The organism is Kolteria novifilia (assembly GCA_007748055.1).
Taxonomy (GTDB): domain Bacteria; phylum Planctomycetota; class Planctomycetia; order Kolteriales; family Kolteriaceae; genus Kolteria; species Kolteria novifilia.
In genome coordinates this window covers 5,228,101-5,246,615 of sequence record CP036279.1, presented here as the reverse complement: position 1 = coordinate 5,246,615, position 18,515 = coordinate 5,228,101, and the positions used below count along the sequence as shown (strand labels likewise).

Sequence of the window (18,515 nt, the reverse complement as noted above, 5' to 3'; positions counted from 1 at the left end):
TCCAAGCATGCCCACGCAAGCGTGGGCATGGCACCCAAGGAAGTCCAACGGCGGCCGAGCTTGGCGCGACTCTCTTGCGGATTCGTGGCGATTCAGGGCAAGTTGGCTCACCTTTCTCGACCAAAGCTATATCATTCGTATAGCGAAGGTACTGTCTTTGGTTCGACACCTGGGCCGTGGGAGGACGGGGTCGTCGAACGTACGGGCGGGTACCGGACGAGCAAGGCCTACCGCTTGAGTTCCCATTGGCTTGCCATGGCAAGCGGTTCACTGTCCCTGTTGCCTGGAAGATCTCCGACGATCTCCCGCGGGTCCGCCCAGCCTATAGCGTAAGGGGTCACTAAAGGATGCTGGCGACGACATCGGTCGGCCGGAAGCTGGTGATGGCTGTCACCGGCATCGGTCTTTTTCTTTTTGTGGTCGGCCACTTAGCGGGAAACTTGCTGATCTACGCCGGTCCGGACGCGCTGAACGCGTACGCGCTGAAACTCAAGGAGATGCCGTACGTCGTTTGGCCGGCACGCCTGGTCATCCTGTCGATCTTCCTGGTGCACATCTACCTCGGACTGGAGCTGTACCGCCAGAACCGAGAGGCACGGCCCGACAAGTACTTTCAGGAGGAGACGCTCCGGGCCGACTTCGCTTCGCGGCACATGCTCTTTACCGGCCTGATGATCCTTCTCTTCGTCGTCTATCACTTGCTCCAATTCACCTTCCACGCCGTTCCGCCCCCCGAGCACATTTACACGACCGACCTCAAGGGCAAGGAGGTCACCGACGTCTACACGATGGTCGTGCAAGGCTTCCAAACCGGCGGCGTCTCCGCGATCTACATTCTCGCGCAGGTCTTTCTGGCCCTGCACTTGTCGCACGCGATGACTAGTGTTTTTGAAACGTTCGGATGGACCGCCACTCGCTTTCGCGGATACATCGAGAAGGTCGGGCCCATCGTCGCGACGGTGATCTGCTTCGGCTACATCACCATCCCGCTGGCGGTCCTGACCGGCAATCTTCGACTCCCCGATTCGGTGATCGAGCAACAGGCTCTCGAGGAGATGGAAACGAACATGATCGATGTGATGCCCGATCCAGCCGGGCGGAGGGGAGACCAGTCATGAAGCTCGACTCCAAAGTTCCCTCCGGGCCACTGGAAACCAAGTGGCGTGACTACAAGCGGGACATGAAACTCGTCAGTCCCAACAACAAACGCAAGTACCACATCATCGTCGTCGGGACCGGGTTGGCCGGCGCGTCGGCGGCCGCGAGTCTCGCCGAGCTGGGCTACAGCATCACGGCCTTCTGCTACAACGACAGCCCGCGCCGCGCCCATAGCATCGCGGCTCAAGGTGGTATCAACGCCGCCAAGAACTATCAGAACGACAACGACTCGGTCTATCGGCTCTTCTACGACACCATCAAGGGTGGCGACTTCCGCTCGCGCGAGGCGAACGTCTATCGCTTGGCGGAAGTGAGCACCAGTATCATCGACCAGTGCGTCGCTCAGGGCGTTCCCTTCGCTCGCGAATATGGCGGCTGGCTCGACAACCGCTCCTTTGGCGGTGCCCAGGTCTCGCGAACCTTCTACGCTCGTGGCCAGACCGGTCAGCAACTTCTGCTCGGGGCCTACCAGGCGCTCGCTCGGCAGATCCACGCCGGCAAAGTCAAGATGCACTCGCGCACCGAGATGCTCGATCTGGTCGTCGTCGACGGCCAGGCCCGCGGCATCGTGACCCGCAACTTGGTTACGGGCAAGATCGAATCGTGGGCCGCCGACGCCGTGCTTTTGTGTACGGGGGGCTACGCCAACGTCTTCTATCTTTCGACCAACGCGAAGGGCTGCAACGTCACCGCGGCCTACCGGGCGCACAAGCGAGGTGCGTTCTTCGCCGGACCCTGCTTCACGCAGATCCATCCGACGTGCATTCCGGTCTCGGGCGAGCATCAGTCGAAGCTCACCCTCATGTCCGAGTCGCTCCGTAACGACGGTCGCGTCTGGGTGCCCAAGTCGACCGAGGACAAGCGGCCGGCCAACGAGATCCCCGACGACGAACGCGATTACTACCTCGAACGCAAGTATCCGAGCTACGGGAACCTCGCACCGCGCGACATCTCCTCGCGTAGCGCCAAGGAGGTCTGCGACGAGGGACGGGGCGTCGGGCCGACCGGCTTGGGGGTCTATCTCGACTTCCGCGACGCGATCGCCCGCGATGGCCAAGATGTCATCTCGCGAAAGTACGGCAACCTCTTCGACATGTATCAGCGCATCACCGGCGAGGATCCCTATCAGTCGCCGATGCGGATCTTCCCCGCGCTGCACTACACGATGGGTGGCGTCTGGGTCGACTACAACCTCATGAGCACGATCCCGGGACTCTTCGTGTTGGGAGAAGCCAACTTCTCCGACCACGGCGCCAACCGGCTTGGGGCCAGTGCCCTCATGCAGGGGCTCGCGGACGGTTACTTCGTCATTCCCTACACGCTCGGTAATTTTCTCGCCAAGCAGCCGAAGACGAGTGTCGACACCGACCAGGCCGAGTTCAAGGAGACCGAACGAGCCGCGCGCGAGCGGGTGACGCGACTCCTGAGCGTTAACGGGTCGCGGACGGTCGACTCCTTCCACCGCGAACTCGGCAAGATCATGTGGGAATACTGTGGCATGGCGCGGAACGAGGCGGGGCTGAAGAAGGCCCTCGAACTCATTCCTCCCTTGCGGCAGGAGTTCTGGGAGAACGTTCGCGTCCTCGGCGGCGCCGACGACTACAACGTCTCGCTCGAGAAGGCGGGTCGGGTCGCGGACTTCCTGGAGTTCGCCGAGTTGCTCTGCCACGACGCTCTCGATCGCAAGGAGTCGTGCGGCGCTCACTTCCGTGAGGAGTTCCAAACCCAGGAAGGCGAGGCGAAGCGAAACGACGACGATTTCTGCTACGTGAGCTGCTGGGAGCACAAGGGAGAGAACAAGTCTCCCCACCTCCACAAGGAACCCCTCAGCTTCGAGTCGGTCAAGTTGGCTACCAGGAGTTACAAGTAATGAACTTCACCGTGATGGTCTGGCGCCAAGAGGGACCCAAGAAGCAGGGGCGCATGGAGACCCACAAGGTCTCCGGCATCACCGAAGACACCTCGTTCCTCGAAATGCTCGACATCCTCAACGAGGAGTTGATCGAGAAGGGCGAGGAGCCGATCGCGTTCGATCACGACTGCCGCGAGGGCATCTGCGGAGCGTGTTCGCTCCACATCAACGGCGTGGCCCATGGACCGGAGAACACGACGACGTGCCAACTGCACATGCGCAGTTTTGACGACGGCGACACGATCGTCATTGAACCGTTCCGCGCCCGCGCCTTTCCGGTCATCAAGGACCTGGTCGTCGATCGTTCGGGCTTCGAACGCATCATCGAGGCGGGCGGGTACGTTTCGGTGGGCACGGGAGGCGCTCCCGACGCCAACGCCCTTCCCATCGCCAAGGACGAGGCGGAAGAGGCATTCGACGCGGCGGCGTGCATCGGCTGTGGGGCGTGCGTCGCGGCCTGCAAGAATGCCTCCGCGATGCTCTTCACCTCGGCCAAGGTCTCGCAGTTCACCCACTTGCCCCAGGGCGAGCCGGAACGCCATCAGCGCGTCGTCAACATGGTCAAGGCGATGGATGACGCCGGATTCGGCAACTGCACGAACTATCAGGAGTGCGAAGCGGTCTGCCCCAAGCAGATCAGCATCATGAACATCCACACGATGAATCGCGAGTACGTCAAGGCGAAGCTCGCCGGGACTTCCGCGACCGCTTGATCGTCATCGCCACTACTTCAAACAACGAAACGGGAGCAGCCCCTCTTGGCGGTTGCTCCCGTTTCCCTTTTCTTGATCGTCGCTTCAAGCGACGACAAGTTAGATGTAACGTTCGAACAGGGTGATCTCGGGAACCGGAATCGGTTCGGCGAGATTCAAGTTTAGCAGCATCGCGAAGCGCCCGACCTCGTCCCCTTCAAAACGAGCGGGGACCGTGATCGCGATCACGTCGTTGGCGACCAATTCGATGTGGCGGAGGTTCATTCGCTCCAGCGCGGATCCCAGCCGAGTCTCGATTTCAGCATCCAACAGTGCGAAGACTTGATCGAGGTTGGCGGTCTCCGCGGCGGTCAGGGGCGTGCCGTTAGGTTGGTACGCCAGCGGCATGCTCGAGAGCGGATCGGTCTCGTCACTGAGGAAGACCTGAACCAGATCGTTGACGCCATCGCGGTTGGGATCGCTGACGTAGGTATCGGTGAGCAGGAGCGGTGCGTCGAGTTCCGCGAGCCAGCGGTTGGTCACGACTCCCTCGGTGATCTCCACCGAGTCGGTGTAGAGGGTGACGAATGCTCCATCGACGTCTTCGGTGACATCGGCGGTGACCCAGAGGGGAGCCGCTTCGCCGGTCGGCTCGACTTGTTCGACCGCCGTGAGTCGGACGATTCCCTGATAGTCGCCGAAGGGATTGGTGCTGAGGAGTTCCAAGGGAACGCCGCCCTGGAACGAGAAGACTTTCAGGTGTCGCACGACGCCCGCATTGCCGGCGACGACCGCGATCTCCTCGGTCCCATCGCCGTCAAAGTCGAAGAGTTCAAAGCCGACGACGCCGCCACGATAGCCCTCGTAGAGAACGAAGGAGGCTTCCGGATCGGCGGAGCCGGCGGCAAGGCTCTCGTAGTCGTAGATCCACGCGCGGGCGTCGTCCTGGCCGACGAACTCCTCGTGGTGGGTCGACAGCGGAACGACGACGACTTCGAGTCTGCCGTCGCCATCGATGTCCGCGACATCGGGGATCGGAATGGTGTGATCCCCGTAGGGCAGGACTTGACGCAGGCCGTTAAGTGTCGCCGCATTGACATCGACGACCTCGACGGTGCCTTGATCGCCGGGGGCGAAGTAGTGCTCGAAGTCGACGAAGCCCTCTTGGGCCGCGACCGGCGGCTCGATGTCAATGCCGATGTCGGTGGCCGGCACGTAGCGATCTTCGAGGTGTTCGAGGGACAAGGACGAACTCTTGGTTCGGTTCGAACGCCGAACGTGTAGCTCTTGGACCACGCTAGTCGTCTCCATGCATTGAGGGTGAACGAGAGCTTGTCGGCTCGTCGGGACGGAAGGAAAGTTACTCGAAACTACAGTACTGGCGGATTGGCCAGCGGAGTTGAAGTTCTCGTGAATTCGCCGGGGAGGTTGAACTGCTCAGAGGAAACGTTCGAAGAGCGTCACCTCCGGAATGGGAGCCGCTTCGGCGAGGTTGAGATCGAACAGCATCGCATAGCGGGCGAACGTCGAGTCCCCGAGGCGGACGGCGACCGTCGCCGCGATCACGTCGTCGGAGAGACGCTGAATCCGGCGAAGCGACCCCGAGCGCCGTTCCGGGGGAAGGCGCTCCTCGATCTCCGCGTCGAGTTGAGCGAAGACCCGATCGATGTTGTCAGACGTCGGGGCGTCCAAGGCGGTGCCGTCGGGTTGGAAGGCCAGCGGAAAGCTTCTTTGCGGCGAGGTCTCGTCGACGAAGACCTGAATCAAGTCGAGTTGACCGTCGCGATCGGGATCACTCACGTACGCGTCGTTGAGGCGGACCGGATCGGTCAAGAGGCTGTTGACGGGAGTGATCCAGTTCTGGGTCATGGCTCCCTGAACAAACTGTTGCGAGTGAGAATAGAGCACGCCCTCGCCGGATGGATCCAAGACTTCCGCCATGGCCCAAAGCGGGGCGGGGTGGTCGGTAGGCTCGGTTGGAACTCCTGGATGGCCCACGAGTCGAACGAGTCCCTCGAAGCCGGGAAAGAGGATCTGGCTGAACTGTTCCTCGGGCCCTTCGGGAAAGAGTTTGACGATTTTCAGGTGACGTTGCGTGTCGCGGCCACCCGCGACGAACGCGATCTCTTCCGTGCCGTCGCCGTCGACGTCGAGTACTTCCAAGCCGGACGCGCCACCACGGTAGCCGGAGAACATGACGAACGACAACTCGGGGTCGGTCTGGCCAGCGAGGAGGCGTTCGTAGTCGTACACCCACACGCGCGATTCGGCTTGGCCAACGAACTCGCGCTCGAAGTGGAACATCGGGGCGACGACGAGTTCCAGATCGCCATCGCCATCGATATCGGCCTCTTCGGTCAGTGGCCGGGTCCGGTCACCATAGGGGAGTACCTGTCTCAGTCCTTTCAGATTCGTTTCGACGACATCGACGACCTCAATGGTCCCTTCCCGTCCCGCCGCCAGGTAGTGGTCGACGTCGATGAAAGTCTCTTCACTCGTGCTCGGCGGCTCCACCCCCAGGTCGGTCGCCGGTACGTAGCGATCCTCGAGCTGTTCGAGTGATAACGGGGATGCGATGGCTCGGTTCGAAGGGCGCATGTCTGGTTTTTGGACCACGCTAGCTGTCTCCATGCATGAGGGTTGATAATCGCCCTGGGGCGCGCGGGAGCGGTAGGAGGTTCGTTCGGTACTACCGTAGAAGTGGCGTGGATGAGCGAGTTGAAGATCTAGTGAATTCGTCGAAGTGATCGGGCATCACCGGGTGATTCCGGCGAAGGAGACCGACAGGAATCCATGCCCTTGTCGGTCTCCGAGGTTGGCGACAGTCGTTCGATTAGCCGACGGCGGTTTGAACGAGTTGGAGGACCTCCGGCGCCGAGGGATCCAAGGGGTTTAGCGCGAAGACGGTGAGATACCGATCGGGGTTGGTCGCTCCCTCCTGAAGCATGGCGACTTCGCCTGCGAAGAGGGTCGGATCCTCGGTGTCGATCGAACGGATTCGCAAGTAGGCGACCATCTCGCCGATCGTGCCCGTCGCTCCCAACGCGTCCTCGAGCGCGGCATTGACCGGCGTCGAATCGAGTAAGGGGAACGTCGTTTCGGTGCCGTCGGGTTCAAAGGCCCGCGCGAAGGGGGTCGAGCCATCGGTTGGGGCGAAGTAGGTGATGAGGACGGGCGTACCCGTTCCGGTCAAATCGTAGACGCCGGTCCCCGTCAAATTGTTGGCGCCGGTGTCGGCAACCCAGTTCTGGACTACCGCTCCCTGTTCGATGACCTGCGTGTGAATGTAGTGGTCACCGTCGAGCTGCTCGGCATCGGCGGTCACGAAGAGTTCTTGCGGGAGGGTCGATCCGTCGGGAGCGATCAGTTCCGGACCCGTCGCGAGCAGAACCCGACCGCGAAAACCGGGAAACGGAATGTCGCTATATTCGGGAGTGAGTTCGCCGTCGTCACTGAGTTCCGCGATCAGCAAGTGGCGCTCGACGGTCGGATCGCCGGCGACGAAAGCGAGTTCCAACTCTTCGTCGGTATCGTACTGAAGGATCGTGAAGTCGGAGAAGCCGCCTTGGTAGCCTTCGAAGACAGGAATGCTCGCCAACTCTTCGGGGATGCCGCCAAGGACCGACTGATAGTCGTAGATGTGAACGCTCGAGACGTCCGCATAGGGACCCGGATCGTCCACGGCCCCCGCCACCACGAACAGATCGAGGTCGCCATCGCCCTCGTAGTCCGCGACCCGATTGAACGGAAAGTTTCCTTGCCCGTCGGGAAGGACTTGCCGTCCATCGATGAAGAAACCCGATTCGGCCTCCAGGAAGGCAGAGAACCCGAAGTTGACCGTCCCCGGGATGAAGTCGAGTTCGTTGACTTCGGTGCTCGACGCAAGGAAAGCCTCCGGAGCGACCGGCAGATCCGCATTCGGCACGGCACGCTCTTCGAGTCGTTCCACTTCAAATGAACGGCGACGTTGTTCGCGCACTTTTCTCATGTGCAGTTCCCCTTGGGATGCTGGGATTGAATCGTGCAGTTGGCCCGCTGGGATGACTAGGGGGATCGGGTAAGTATTTCATGAAGATTTGGTGAATATTGTGGAGGGCGAGCCGCTCCGTTCGACGCGTCATTCTCTCGGCGCCATGCTGACCGGGGACTTCACGAAGACTTCACTCCTACCGCTTCACAACTCAGTATCCTCGCCAGGACAGGTTGATTCCTCCACGCCACTGACCGAGAGCGTTTCTCCTTGGCGATGGCGGTCGAGAGTTGTCGTAACACTCTATCCCCCCGAAGAAGGTGACAAGGCATGGCGACTTCAAGACGGGCGTTTCTTCAGTGGTCGGCGACGGCGAGTGTCGTCGGAGCGAGTGCCACCGGCACGGCGTTGGCCCAAGAGCAGCAGGATGGGCAGTCCGCGAACACGATCGCTCACGGAAGCCAAGCCAGCGGCAAGACGCCCTTGGTCCACTTGTCCCGCGCGTTTCCCGAGCAGGGGCCGCAAGTCCTGGCCAAGATGGAGACGATGAACCCGACCGGCAGTCACAAGGACCGGATCGCCCGGTCGATGATCGACTCGGCCCGCAAGGGAGGAAAGCTCTCGTCCGATCCCCGTGTCGTCGCCGCGTCGGCGGGTCCCTTCGGCATCGCGCTGGCGTCGGTCTGCGCCGCGGAGTCGATCCCGACGACGATCGTGATTCCGGACAACGTCTCGCCGAAAGTGGTTGCGACACTACAGCAGCTTGGCGCCGATGTCGTCGCCACGCCGGCCGCCGAAGGCATGAAGGGTGCCCACGAGAAGGCGGCGGCGATTGCCGAGAAGACGCCCAACTCGTGGTTCGCCGACCAGTTCTCCGATCCGGTCAGCATGCAGGCCTACCACGACACCTTGGGCCCGGAGCTCTGGGAAGACGCCAACGGCAAGGTCGACGTCCTCGTGCTTGGCGTCGGATCGGGCGGATCGCTCTCCGGAGTGGGCAAGTATCTGAAAGAGAAGAATCCCAACATCGAGGTGATCGCCGTCGAGCCCGAGGCTTCCGCGGCGCTCTCCGGCGGCGAGCATTCCCCGCATCAGATGCACGGCATCGGTGTGGGATTCGTCGCGAAGAACGTCGATCGCGATCTGCTCGATCGCACCATGAAGGTCTCCAACGACGATGCCGCCGCCTGGCAGAGCAAAGTTGGTCGCCTCGAGGGGATTCCGACGGGATTGACCTCGGCGGCGAACCTGGCGGCGATTGCCAAGCTCGCGAATGACCCGGCCTACAAGGGCAAGCGGATCTGCACCTGTATCTGCGACAACGGCAGCCGCGAATCGGGCTAGGTGGCTCCGAGGGCAATCGGTCAACTCAAGATAGCTAGGAGGGCCGGTCGACGTTGGTCGTGCCGGCCCTTTTGCGTTCCTTCTTGTTCTCGAAAGCGTGCGTCTCCGCGAGCGTGGAATTTCAAGCATGACCACGCAGGCGTGAGACTCTTCAGCATGCCCACGCAGGCGTGATCTTTTCAAGCATGCCCACGCAGGCGTGAGACTCTTCAGCATGCCCACGCAGGCGTGAGACTCTTCAGCATGCCCACGCAGGCGTGGGCATGGCACCCAAACCAGTGGCACCCAAACCAGTGGCACTCGGATCGGTCACGCATTGCGTTGTGAGATGATTCGCGAGTTTCCCGGATCGGAGGACTAGGAACCGGCCTTGCCGGCCTGAAGCGCTCCTTGGACGGCCATCGGGATGGCGTAGAGTCCCTTACGGGCGGTGATGAAGAGCGTCTTACCGTCGGGGCCGCCGAAGGTCACGTTGGCCGGGTGCTCGGGAACGACGATCTCGCCGATGCGCTTGCCGGCGGGATTGTAGATCGAAACGACCTTGGTCGTCAGGTAGAGATTGCCTTTCTCGTCCAACGTCATGCCGTCGGCCCCTTCCGGACAGAACTCTTTCTTGTCGCCCAGCGTTCCGTCGGCGTTGATCGAGTAGCGATAGGTCTTTTTGCCGCCGTTGTCGGTGATGTAGAGCGTCTTTCCATCGGGGGTTCCGACGATGCCGTTGGGACGAACATGATCGTCGACGACGCGCTTCACCTCCTTCGCTCCCGGAGCGATGTAGTAGACGTGTTCCCCATCTTGTTGCAGGTCCTCGCGATCGCCGTAGCGTGGATCGGTGAAGTAGATGCCCCCCTTGGGATCGATCCACAGATCGTTGGGGCTGTTGAGCCTCTTGCCGGCGTACTCGTCGACAATGCTGACGTCGTCGGCGGAGGAGCCGTACTTCGCGACCCGTCGCTTGCCTCCCGGAGCGGCGCCCTGGCACGCGATCAAGTTACCCTGCTTGTCGAAGTAGAGACCGTTGGCTCGTCCGGACTGATCGGTGAAGGTGGAGAGTTTGCCGTCGGTGCTCCAGAGGTGAATCCGCTGATTCGGGATGTCGGTGAAGTAGACATTGCCTTGAACGTCGGCCGCGGGCCCCTCGGTGAAGAGGAAGCCATCGGCGAGTTTCTTGACTTCCCCGCCCGGCGCCACGAGCCCCGGCGGGGGCCCCGCTTGCAGCATGGACGCGGAGGAGACGATCGACAGGGCGATCAGGGTGATCGACGGCAGGTGTTTCATGGTGATGTCCTTTGGTGATGTCCGCCGAGGTGAGGTCGACCACGGGTCGCCTCGGTCGCGTCTTGTCCGGCGGGCTCGACTCGGCGAGCTGGGTGGGTGATGCTCGTCGGCCATGCTACGCCCTCGAGCGAGGACATGCCACCACAACGAACGAATAGTTCGACGGTCTGTCTAAGGGCTGTTGGAAGCGATCGGACTGGGCATCGAGGTGGTTTGGCGATGGAGCTGCTCGATCAGCCGCTTGCGGTCGATCGGTTTCGAGGCGAAGTCGTCGCAACCGGCTTCAAGGCACTTCTCGCGATCGCCGGTCATGGCGTGGGCGGTCAGGGCGATGATGGGATGTTCGTAGCCCTGGGAACGTAGTTCGCGAGTCGCTTGGTAACCGTCCATCATCGGCATCTGCATGTCCATGATCACGACGTCGTAGGGTCGGCCGACGCGCTTGGCCTCGAGCGCGAAGTCGACGGCCGCTTTGCCGTTGTCGACCAGGTCGATCTCCGCGCCGGCACGCACGAGATGGAACTTGATCAGTCGCTGATTGTCGACGCCATCCTCGGCGACCAGGATTCGGCGACTCTTGAGCTTGGCCTGCGGTGCGTTGGTATTGCCCGCCACCTGTTTCCGGTCGGCGACGTCGCAGAGGGAACCGAGATCGATCATGCCGACACCATCGAGCGGACCGGTGGCGACACTGACCATGAAGGTGCTGCCCCGCCCGGGAGTCGACACGACGCTGATGTCGCCACCGAGCCCCTGAGCCAGTCGACGGCTGATGGTCAATCCGAGCCCCGTTCCCCCGAAACGCCTTGTTGTCGACGTATCGGCTTGCGAGAAGGGGCGGAAGAGTCGCTGGACTTGCTTCGCGGTCATGCCGATGCCGGTGTCCTTGACGGTGAACCTCAGCATCGGCTCGTTCGCGGCGGGCGCGTCGAGCTCAACGGAGCAGTGAATCGTTCCGGCTTCGGTGAACTTGACCGCGTTGCCGATCAGATTGATGAGAATCTGACGCAGCCGCGTCGGGTCGGTGCAAATGATATCGGGGATCTTGCCGATGTAGGCGATTCTAAGCAGGAGGCCCTTCATTTCCGCTCGGACGCGCATCAGCGACCCGATCTCGGCGACGATCTGCGCGGGATGGCAGGAGATCCGCTCGATGTTGAGCTGGCCCGCTTCGATCTTGGAGAGGTCGAGGATGTCGTTGACGATCTCGAGCAGGTATTCGGCGTTTCGCTTGATCGTCCGCAAATCGTGAAGGCGCTCCGAGGGGGCTTCCTGGATATAGGGATCCTCGAGCAAGACGTCGGTGAACCCCAAGACCGACGTCATCGGCGTTCGGATCTCGTGGCTCATGTTTGCGAGGAACTCGCTCTTGGAGCGGTTGGCATCTTCGGCCGTCTCGCGAGCCGCCCTGAGTTGCTCCTCGATTCGCTGGCGTTCTCGGACCTCGATCTCTAGTTCCTGGTTGGCCCGTTCGAGGGCTTGGTTGGCGACTTCCAATTGCAGGGCGTGCTTGCGAAGCTCCTTGGTCCGGTTCTGGACCTCCTGCTCGAGCCGTTCGAGATAGGACTGTTGTTCCTTGAGCCGGGCGTCGCGCTCGCGGAGGTTCGCCAAGACGATGCGTTCGTGATCGGCCCGAAACGCCTCATGTTCTCGGGTGAATTGGTCGATCCGCGTCCGTTCCTCGCGGAGTTCGGCTTGTCGGGTTAGCGTTTGGTAGACGTAGTTGCTGGCGAGGCGAAGCCAAGGAAGATCCTCCCGGAGCTTCGCGAGTCCTGACGTGCCCGTTCCCTCGACGAGCTGGCCAATCAAGAGGCCGCTCTTGCCGGTCTCCTTGGCAAGTCGGAGCTGAAAGAGGGCGCCGTCGTCCGGGAGATCCGTTGCCGCGAAGGTGTCCTTCACGTCCAACCATTCGGGAACGGGCGGCGTTGATTTGTCGACGTGTTGATTTGCGAGGACACTACCGGTGTGGTCGACCACCCAGATGTCGGCGACACCGAATCCGCGGAGCTTGACGAAGAGAGGTCGTAGCAGGGTGTCGGCTTCGCACTCGGTCGAGCCGGAACCGAAGATGTCCGAAAGTAGCGTGCTTAGGGTTTCCAAGCTCCGGCTCCGTCAAATCTCCATCAGCATCCGATGCCGTTCCAGTTCGGGCTCGATGTCTTGCCAGACGACGGTAACATCCTCGCGTCCCAGTCCGATCGCGGAAAAGACTTCACCACTCGGGGCGATGCGCGCGCCGTCGGGAATTGAGGCGATCTCTTTCTTGTGACAGAGAAAGTCGGCCACTTGAACACAGAAGACGACCTTCTGGTGTTCCTTGGGTGCCTTTTCCGATTCGTGGTGGAAGCGAATGACCGCGACGGTGCTCGGTGGAAGCTTCCAACTCTCGGCGACCAGAGCGCCGAACTGCATGTGATCGAATCCCAACATTTCCCGTTCGACGAGGTAGTGAACGTCATCGTCTTTCACCTCGGTGACAACGTTGACAAACTCCTCGTGGAGATGTTGGTCAAGTAGAATGATACCCAAGTCGTGTAGCAGCCCGCCCATGAAGACTTCATCAAAATTGGGAAGGCCGCAACGCAGTGCAACCATGCGCCCGACGACGGCGGTGCTGATCAGGTGTTTCCAGAGTCCGCGGCGATGGTAGCGGCCGATCACCATCTCCTCGCGGAAAATCTCCGCGACCGACCCGGTGACCGCGAGATTGCGAACCTCGCGAAAGCCGAGAAAACCGATCGCTTGGTGAATGCTCTCCACGCGATTTCGCAGACCGTAAGCCGCCGAGTTGACGGTCCGAAGCACCCGGCTGGTGAGGGAGGGATCTCCCTCGACCACGTCCTTCAGGTCGGCCACCGACGCGGAATCGTCGTTCACGACGCCCAGGATTCGGGTCATCACTTCAGGCAGGCTGGAGACCGTGTCGATCTTCGACACGAGCTGGGATAGTGAGGGGGCGGCGCTTTGCTTCGGACGGCGATACCGTGACTCCGATTGCTCCGCCAAGGAGATCTGTCCAGAGGATGATCTTGTCATGGTTGCTCAAGGATCCGTAGGGGACTACTCATCTGATGAGCCAGTGTCGTTGAAACCCCAGGGACGCGGCGGAGTAATGGCGGGTGGTCCACCGCGATCGATCACCTCCCTGCGCCACGACTCGCGATCATCTGTTTCCAGTATGAGGGGTACTGGATCAGGCAGCCGAATGCTTTGCACAACTATAGCAGCAAATAGCGGAGAATCCAAGCTATTGGCCAGTTTGGGCGCGACGCGACCGCTCCGACTAGCGGTAGGGGTCCATTTGGCTGAGGTACCGTTTGACGTAGTCCGCGACACCATCTTCGAGACTCAGGAACGCCCGGTCGTATCCCGCCTGCGTCAATCGGCTCATTTCAGCTTGCGTGTAGTACTGATACCGATCCCGTAGGTTCTCGGGCATATCGATGTACTCGATTTGAGGCTCGCGGCCCAGGGCCGAGAAGACCGCGCGGACCAGATCGGCGAAACTACGCGCCTTTCCCGTGCCGAGGTTGAAGATTCCGTTGACGTCGGAATGCTCCCGCAGCCACGACATCACGTTCACGCAGTCGTTGACCGAGACGAAATCGCGCAATTGCCCTCCGTCGGCGAACTCGGGATGGTGCGATTTGAAGAGCCGGACCGTCTCCCCCTTCGCCGCGACAGGGTACGACTTGGCGACGACGCTCTTCATGTCCCCCTTGTGGTATTCGTTGGGTCCGTAGACATTGAAGAACTTCAACCCGGCCCACTGGGGAGGCTTGGTCCCCTCGCTCGCGAGACGGATGATTCGGCGATCGAAGAGGTGCTTGCTCCAACCGTAGGCGTTCAGAGGACGCAGTTGGGCCAGCGCGTCGGGAGTCTGATCGTCGCGAAATCCTCGAGAGCCATCGCCGTACGTCGCCGCCGAGGAGGCGTAGACGAAGCGGACCTGGTTGCGGGCACACCAGTGCCAAAGGGCGAGGCTGAAGGTGAAGTTGTTGGCGATGATCAAATCGACGTCTTGCTCGGTCGTCGACGAGATGGCGCCCATGTGGAAGATCATCTCGACCTTCTGCTTATTGGCGTTCAGGTAGTCGATGCAGGCGCTGGGAGCGACGACGGCGGCCAACTCGCGCTTCGCGAGATTCTTCCAGCGATCGCCGACCCCGAAACTGTCGACGACCGCGATCTCGCCGACCTCCTGTTCCTCAAGGGCGGCGACGAGGTTCGACCCGATAAAGCCCGTTCCTCCGGTGACGACAATCATGGATCGGTTCCTTCCGTGGTGCCGGTGGATGAATTGTCGAGGCGCGCGGGAGCTTCGCCTGGGGGCCCGTCGTGGGGAGAAGTCGCGCTCGTCGCCTCGATACTCTTGTTGGTCGCGCTGAACCAAAAGAAGATGATCGCCATCGTCACGTAGCCAATCGCGACGTCGTAGGCGCGGTAGGTGAGCGCCCCGTCGGCGGCCGACGTTCCGAGCAGCAGGTAGTCGATCACGTTCCCGGAGAGCTGGTAGGCGTGCATCATGCCCGTGAGGGTCAGAACCGCGGCGATGACCGACCAGATCGCGGCTTGCCGGAAGGCGCGATCGACAAGGCAGGCGGAGATGGCCGCGATGATCATGCAGGTGAAGATGTAGCCACGCTCGGTGACCAGCAGACCTTGAAGGAGATAGCCGTTGAGCTCGCCCGTCGGCGAGGCGGTGAGAAACTCCTGGAGCGTCTTGCCTCCCGCACTCATAAACGCCCCGTAGGTGACGGTGGCTCCCCAAGCGGCGATCGCCGGGAAGAGTCCCAACGCCACGGCGGGAGCGTGGTTGTAGGGCGTCGATTGGAACGCTTGCGCCGTGATGACGATGCCGATCCAAAGAACGATCGCCACCGCCGCCTCCATGGGCACGATCGACTGAACCAGAGCGACGGTTCCGGTGAAACAGATCAGCGTGATCGCCAATCCATTGAGGGTCGAATAACCCGCCCGGGCGCCCAGTCCCTTCCAGCCCGGATGCCCGATATAGATGGTGGTCGGAAAACAACTTCCGAAGAGGGCGGCGATGATCGTCCCGATGCCGTTGACCGCGAGAGAGGATCGGGTGTCGTAAGGGTCGCCGGCCGCCTCGGCCGATTCGATGTTCTGGAGACTGCCGATGACGTTGAAGATGCCCATCGGCACGATCACGGTGAGGTAGCCAAGCCATTCGGCGGGCGACTTGAGCAGGTCCATGACCTCATTGCCCCACCAGTGCGGCCAGGTCCAGGCCCGTTGTTCCCAGGCGTGGGCGACCGCTTCGGGGGAGAGGGCCGCGCTGGGGACAATCGAGAGCGGCGTCGCGTCCGGGAAGAGCCAGCCCAGAGCGGTGACGCCCCAGCCGATCGCGGTTCCGACCACGATCGCCAGAAAGCCGCCGGGAAGACCGAGTGGCAGACGAACGTTGCTGAAGTAGGTGACCAAGACGATCGCCAGAGGGGCCAACGCGACGATGGGACGCGTCCAGATCTGCAGGGCGAAACTCATCGCAATGAAGCCGATCGCGATTCCCGCCAGCGTCGAGAGCAGCGCGGCGCGAGGCGTCGATTTTCGGATCCGTTCCGCGAAGAACGAGCCGACAAACTCGATCAGCCCGCTCCCCAGGCACGCGATCAGTCCCGCTCGCCAAGCGGCCTCGGCGCTCTTGGTCTCCTGATAGACCGGAACCATGACGAAGAAGACGAAGATCAGCAGCGAGACGGTGTTGATGCCGTAGGGCAGGGCGGTCACATCCTTGCGGCCGGTTCGACCCGCGAGCCGATGGGCCTGCCAAGCATAGAAAATGTTGCCCAGGAGGATGGAGACCGCCGCGCCGGGGAGAATACGCTGATAGACGAAGTGACTCTGATCGCCCGACATGCCGCACAGGATCGTGGTTAGCTGAACGATGAGCAGCAACTGGACCAAGTTGTCGACGAAGAGACCAAAGAACCCATCAATATCGCGCGGGACGAGCAGTCGCATCGGCTTGCTATTCCTCCTCGGCACCGAACGTTCGCGGTCGCGACCTGGAGCGGCGAAACGGTCGGAACGACCCGAATGTCTCGTTGACGAGGATCAAGAGGGTATCCATTCCTGTAAGGGGCGGGATGACGTCGGTCGGTGGAGACCGTCGCCGGAGGACCGCCAAGGGACCAGACGACCCGTATCGTTGGTTCAAGGGCGAATTCGTTGCAAGAGCAAACGGAGCCTTCGCGGGCTTCAATCGGAGGAATCGAGTGATTCGGACCATGTTGTTCGATCTTGGCAATGTGATGATTCGGTTCTCGCACGAGAAGATGTTTGACCAGGTCGGTGCTCTTTGCGGCGCGAGTGGTGACGAGGCGAGTCGCTGGTTTCTCGAATCCCCCTTGCCGGGACAATTCGAACGTGGCCAAGTCGGCGGGGGAGAAATTCACCGCTGGATCGAAGGCATGGCCGATCGTCGTCTCAAACGGGAAGAGGTCAAACTCGCGATCTCCGACATCTTCTGGGCCGTTTCCCGCATGGAAGCGATCGCGGGTCATATCAAGCAAGCGGGCCTTCGACTCGTACTCCTTTCCAATACTTGCGCCTGGCATGTCGACTTCATCCGCGAGCGGTTCGACGTTCTTGCCCCGTTCGACGATCTCGTGCTCTCCTACGAGGTCGGAGCCGCCAAACCCGAATCGCGCATCTACGAAGTGGCTCTCGAGCGAATCGGCTGTGTTCCGGGGGAGTGCTTCTTCGTTGATGACAAGCAGGAGAACATCGACGCGGCCTGTCGCCACGGGCTTGACGCCGAGCTATTCACGGACGCTGACGCGTTTCTTCAGCACCTCGCTGCTCGTGGCCTCTCCGTCGGATCGGCTCCCGATTGAGATCACGGTCTTCGTGGGAGGAGAGTTTTGCGGGGATTGGGTGATTCGAGGGGGATGGCGGGCTGGCAGTTATGGGGAGGAGTGCAGGGGATGGGCAGGGCGCGATCACGCCATCAGGCCGACGTGCTGGACCAATTGGCGATGCAAACAAGTGCTTGCTCGGCCGGGGACGCTGGGTAGAATTGAGGCTGGGAAAGATCCGCCCTCGTGATGTGTTCGGATTGAGCTGCACTTCTTCGCCAGGAGTTGGCTCACGGTCGTTTGGTCAACGGGCTGCTAGCCAGCGGCTGCCGAGTGCTCGTCGCGGGACGGATCAATTCATTCTCAGCCAGTCAACTTCTAGCAAGAGGTAAGCACGTGCGGCTCGCGTTCGACACGCATGCCTACATCGACGTGCAGGACTTTCCCATCGTCGCCTGTCTCGAGCGAATCGCCAAGGCAGGTTACGGGGGCATTGACGTCGCCGGTACGCCTGACGCCACGAGCAATCCGCGGGCCTTCACGCCGGAGCGCCGCCGGCTGATTCGCGGGACGGTCGAGCGTCTGCGGATGCATGTCGCCGCGGTCAACGCGCAGGGCGACGAGCCCGCTCCCACCCCGGACAACAAGATTCCCAACTTGAAGGACGCGGTCGATCTCGCTTCAGATCTCGGCGCGGAGATCGTCTCGTTTTCGGTCCCGGTAGAGGTTCCCGCCGGGAAGGACGCTTGGCAAGTCGTCGTCAACAGCATCACCGAAGCGACCCGCGTCGGCTCATCGCGTCACGTCGCGCTGGCGGTCGATGGGAAGTCGACGCACTGGCTCAACAAACGGCCTGATGATCTCGAGGAGTTCTTCGGAGCGGTCGCGTCCGAGGACTTCGGCGTGAACTTCGATCCCTCGCTCTTGGCGATCGAGGGGGGCGATCCCGTGGCGTTCGTCAAACGCTTTGGGAAGCGAATCCGCCACGTGGTGCTTCGCGACTTTGTTTTGCTTCCCGTCGAACCGCCCAAGGAGGGCAAGACGGGAGAGGCCGGCGCGACCAAGAGCGAGCAGCCGCCAACCACGGCGAGCGAGCCGACCAAACCGGTCGTCGAGTACCGCATCCCCGGCACCGGCTCGATGAAGTACACCCCGATCTTTCAAGCTCTCCACGATGTCGGCTACAAGGGAGCCCTGACCGTCGTGGCCAACCCCGGCGTCAAGTTCGACGACGCCGTCGACCTCGCCTACGAGAAAATGAGCCTCGCGATGGGACAGGTCAACAATGAGCCAGGCAAGTGACCTTCTCCGAGCTCACTCCGGACCGGTTTCTC

Annotated in this window: 14 protein-coding genes; 6 read left to right on the top strand and 8 right to left on the bottom strand. The window is 61.6% G+C overall.

Annotation, left to right across the window (positions count from 1 at the left end; translation table 11 throughout):
- The first annotated feature begins 347 nt into the window (after window positions 1-347).
- The 3 genes from Pan216_RS19215 to Pan216_RS19205 are packed head-to-tail and all read left to right on the top strand — an operon-like array spanning window position 348 to window position 3,783.
- Window positions 348-1,118: a succinate dehydrogenase cytochrome b subunit gene (locus Pan216_RS19215; protein WP_145260421.1), complete on the top strand. Its 771-nt coding sequence runs from the start codon at window positions 348-350 to the stop codon at window positions 1,116-1,118.
- On the top strand, window positions 1,115-3,028 hold the full coding sequence (locus Pan216_RS19210) for a fumarate reductase/succinate dehydrogenase flavoprotein subunit (RefSeq protein WP_145260419.1): 1,914 nt from the start codon (window positions 1,115-1,117) through the stop codon (window positions 3,026-3,028). Before Pan216_RS19215 ends, Pan216_RS19210 begins: the two co-directional genes overlap by 4 nt.
- Complete coding sequence (locus tag Pan216_RS19205; protein ID WP_145260417.1) at window positions 3,028-3,783, top strand: succinate dehydrogenase/fumarate reductase iron-sulfur subunit; 756 nt, start codon at window positions 3,028-3,030, stop codon at window positions 3,781-3,783. The genes Pan216_RS19210 and Pan216_RS19205 overlap by 1 nt, the downstream gene beginning before the upstream one ends.
- A gap of 99 nt (window positions 3,784-3,882) precedes the next feature.
- On the opposite strand, the gene Pan216_RS19200 is transcribed toward Pan216_RS19205, so the two are convergent.
- From Pan216_RS19200 to Pan216_RS19190, 3 genes are all read right to left on the bottom strand, one after another.
- Complete coding sequence (locus Pan216_RS19200) at window positions 3,883-5,007, bottom strand: FG-GAP repeat domain-containing protein (protein ID WP_145260415.1); 1,125 nt, start codon at window positions 5,005-5,007, stop codon at window positions 3,883-3,885.
- A 192-nt stretch (window positions 5,008-5,199) separates the two neighbouring features.
- Entirely contained in the window at window positions 5,200-6,378 is a 1,179-nt protein-coding gene (locus Pan216_RS19195; protein WP_419192732.1) for an FG-GAP repeat domain-containing protein, read from the bottom strand.
- 217 nt (window positions 6,379-6,595) lie between these two features.
- Entirely contained in the window at window positions 6,596-7,750 is a 1,155-nt protein-coding gene (locus Pan216_RS19190) for a hypothetical protein (RefSeq protein ID WP_145260412.1), read from the bottom strand.
- Between the two features lie 312 nt (window positions 7,751-8,062).
- Here Pan216_RS19190 and Pan216_RS19185 point away from each other — a divergent pair, with 312 nt between their 5' ends.
- Window positions 8,063-9,076: a PLP-dependent cysteine synthase family protein gene (locus Pan216_RS19185; RefSeq protein WP_145260410.1), complete on the top strand. Its 1,014-nt coding sequence runs from the start codon at window positions 8,063-8,065 to the stop codon at window positions 9,074-9,076.
- Window positions 9,077-9,433: 357 nt separating this feature from the next.
- Here the strand turns inward: Pan216_RS19185 and Pan216_RS19180 are convergent, their stop codons facing one another.
- The 5 genes from Pan216_RS19180 to Pan216_RS19160 all read right to left on the bottom strand — a co-directional run bounded on the left by Pan216_RS19180 (window position 9,434) and on the right by Pan216_RS19160 (window position 16,345).
- On the bottom strand, window positions 9,434-10,354 hold the full coding sequence (locus tag Pan216_RS19180) for an SMP-30/gluconolactonase/LRE family protein (protein WP_419192731.1): 921 nt from the start codon (window positions 10,352-10,354) through the stop codon (window positions 9,434-9,436).
- Between the two features lie 171 nt (window positions 10,355-10,525).
- A complete protein-coding gene (locus Pan216_RS19175; protein ID WP_145260406.1) occupies window positions 10,526-12,454 on the bottom strand; it encodes an ATP-binding protein in 1,929 nt (642 codons plus the stop codon).
- 12 nt (window positions 12,455-12,466) lie between these two features.
- A complete protein-coding gene (locus tag Pan216_RS19170; protein ID WP_145260404.1) occupies window positions 12,467-13,390 on the bottom strand; it encodes an HDOD domain-containing protein in 924 nt (307 codons plus the stop codon).
- Between the two features lie 247 nt (window positions 13,391-13,637).
- Window positions 13,638-14,621, bottom strand: coding sequence for an ADP-glyceromanno-heptose 6-epimerase (rfaD, locus tag Pan216_RS19165; protein ID WP_145260402.1), 984 nt, complete (start codon window positions 14,619-14,621; stop codon window positions 13,638-13,640).
- Complete coding sequence (locus tag Pan216_RS19160; protein ID WP_419192730.1) at window positions 14,618-16,345, bottom strand: NCS2 family permease; 1,728 nt, start codon at window positions 16,343-16,345, stop codon at window positions 14,618-14,620. The genes rfaD and Pan216_RS19160 overlap by 4 nt, the downstream gene beginning before the upstream one ends.
- A 266-nt stretch (window positions 16,346-16,611) precedes the next feature.
- Between Pan216_RS19160 and Pan216_RS19155 the strand changes: the two genes are divergently transcribed.
- Complete coding sequence (locus Pan216_RS19155; RefSeq protein WP_419192729.1) at window positions 16,612-17,220, top strand: HAD family hydrolase; 609 nt, start codon at window positions 16,612-16,614, stop codon at window positions 17,218-17,220.
- 357 nt (window positions 17,221-17,577) lie between these two features.
- Window positions 17,578-18,483 (top strand): sugar phosphate isomerase/epimerase family protein, encoded by a 906-nt coding sequence (locus Pan216_RS19150; RefSeq protein ID WP_419192728.1) that lies wholly within the window; start codon window positions 17,578-17,580, stop codon window positions 18,481-18,483.
- Window positions 18,484-18,515 lie beyond the last annotated feature (32 nt).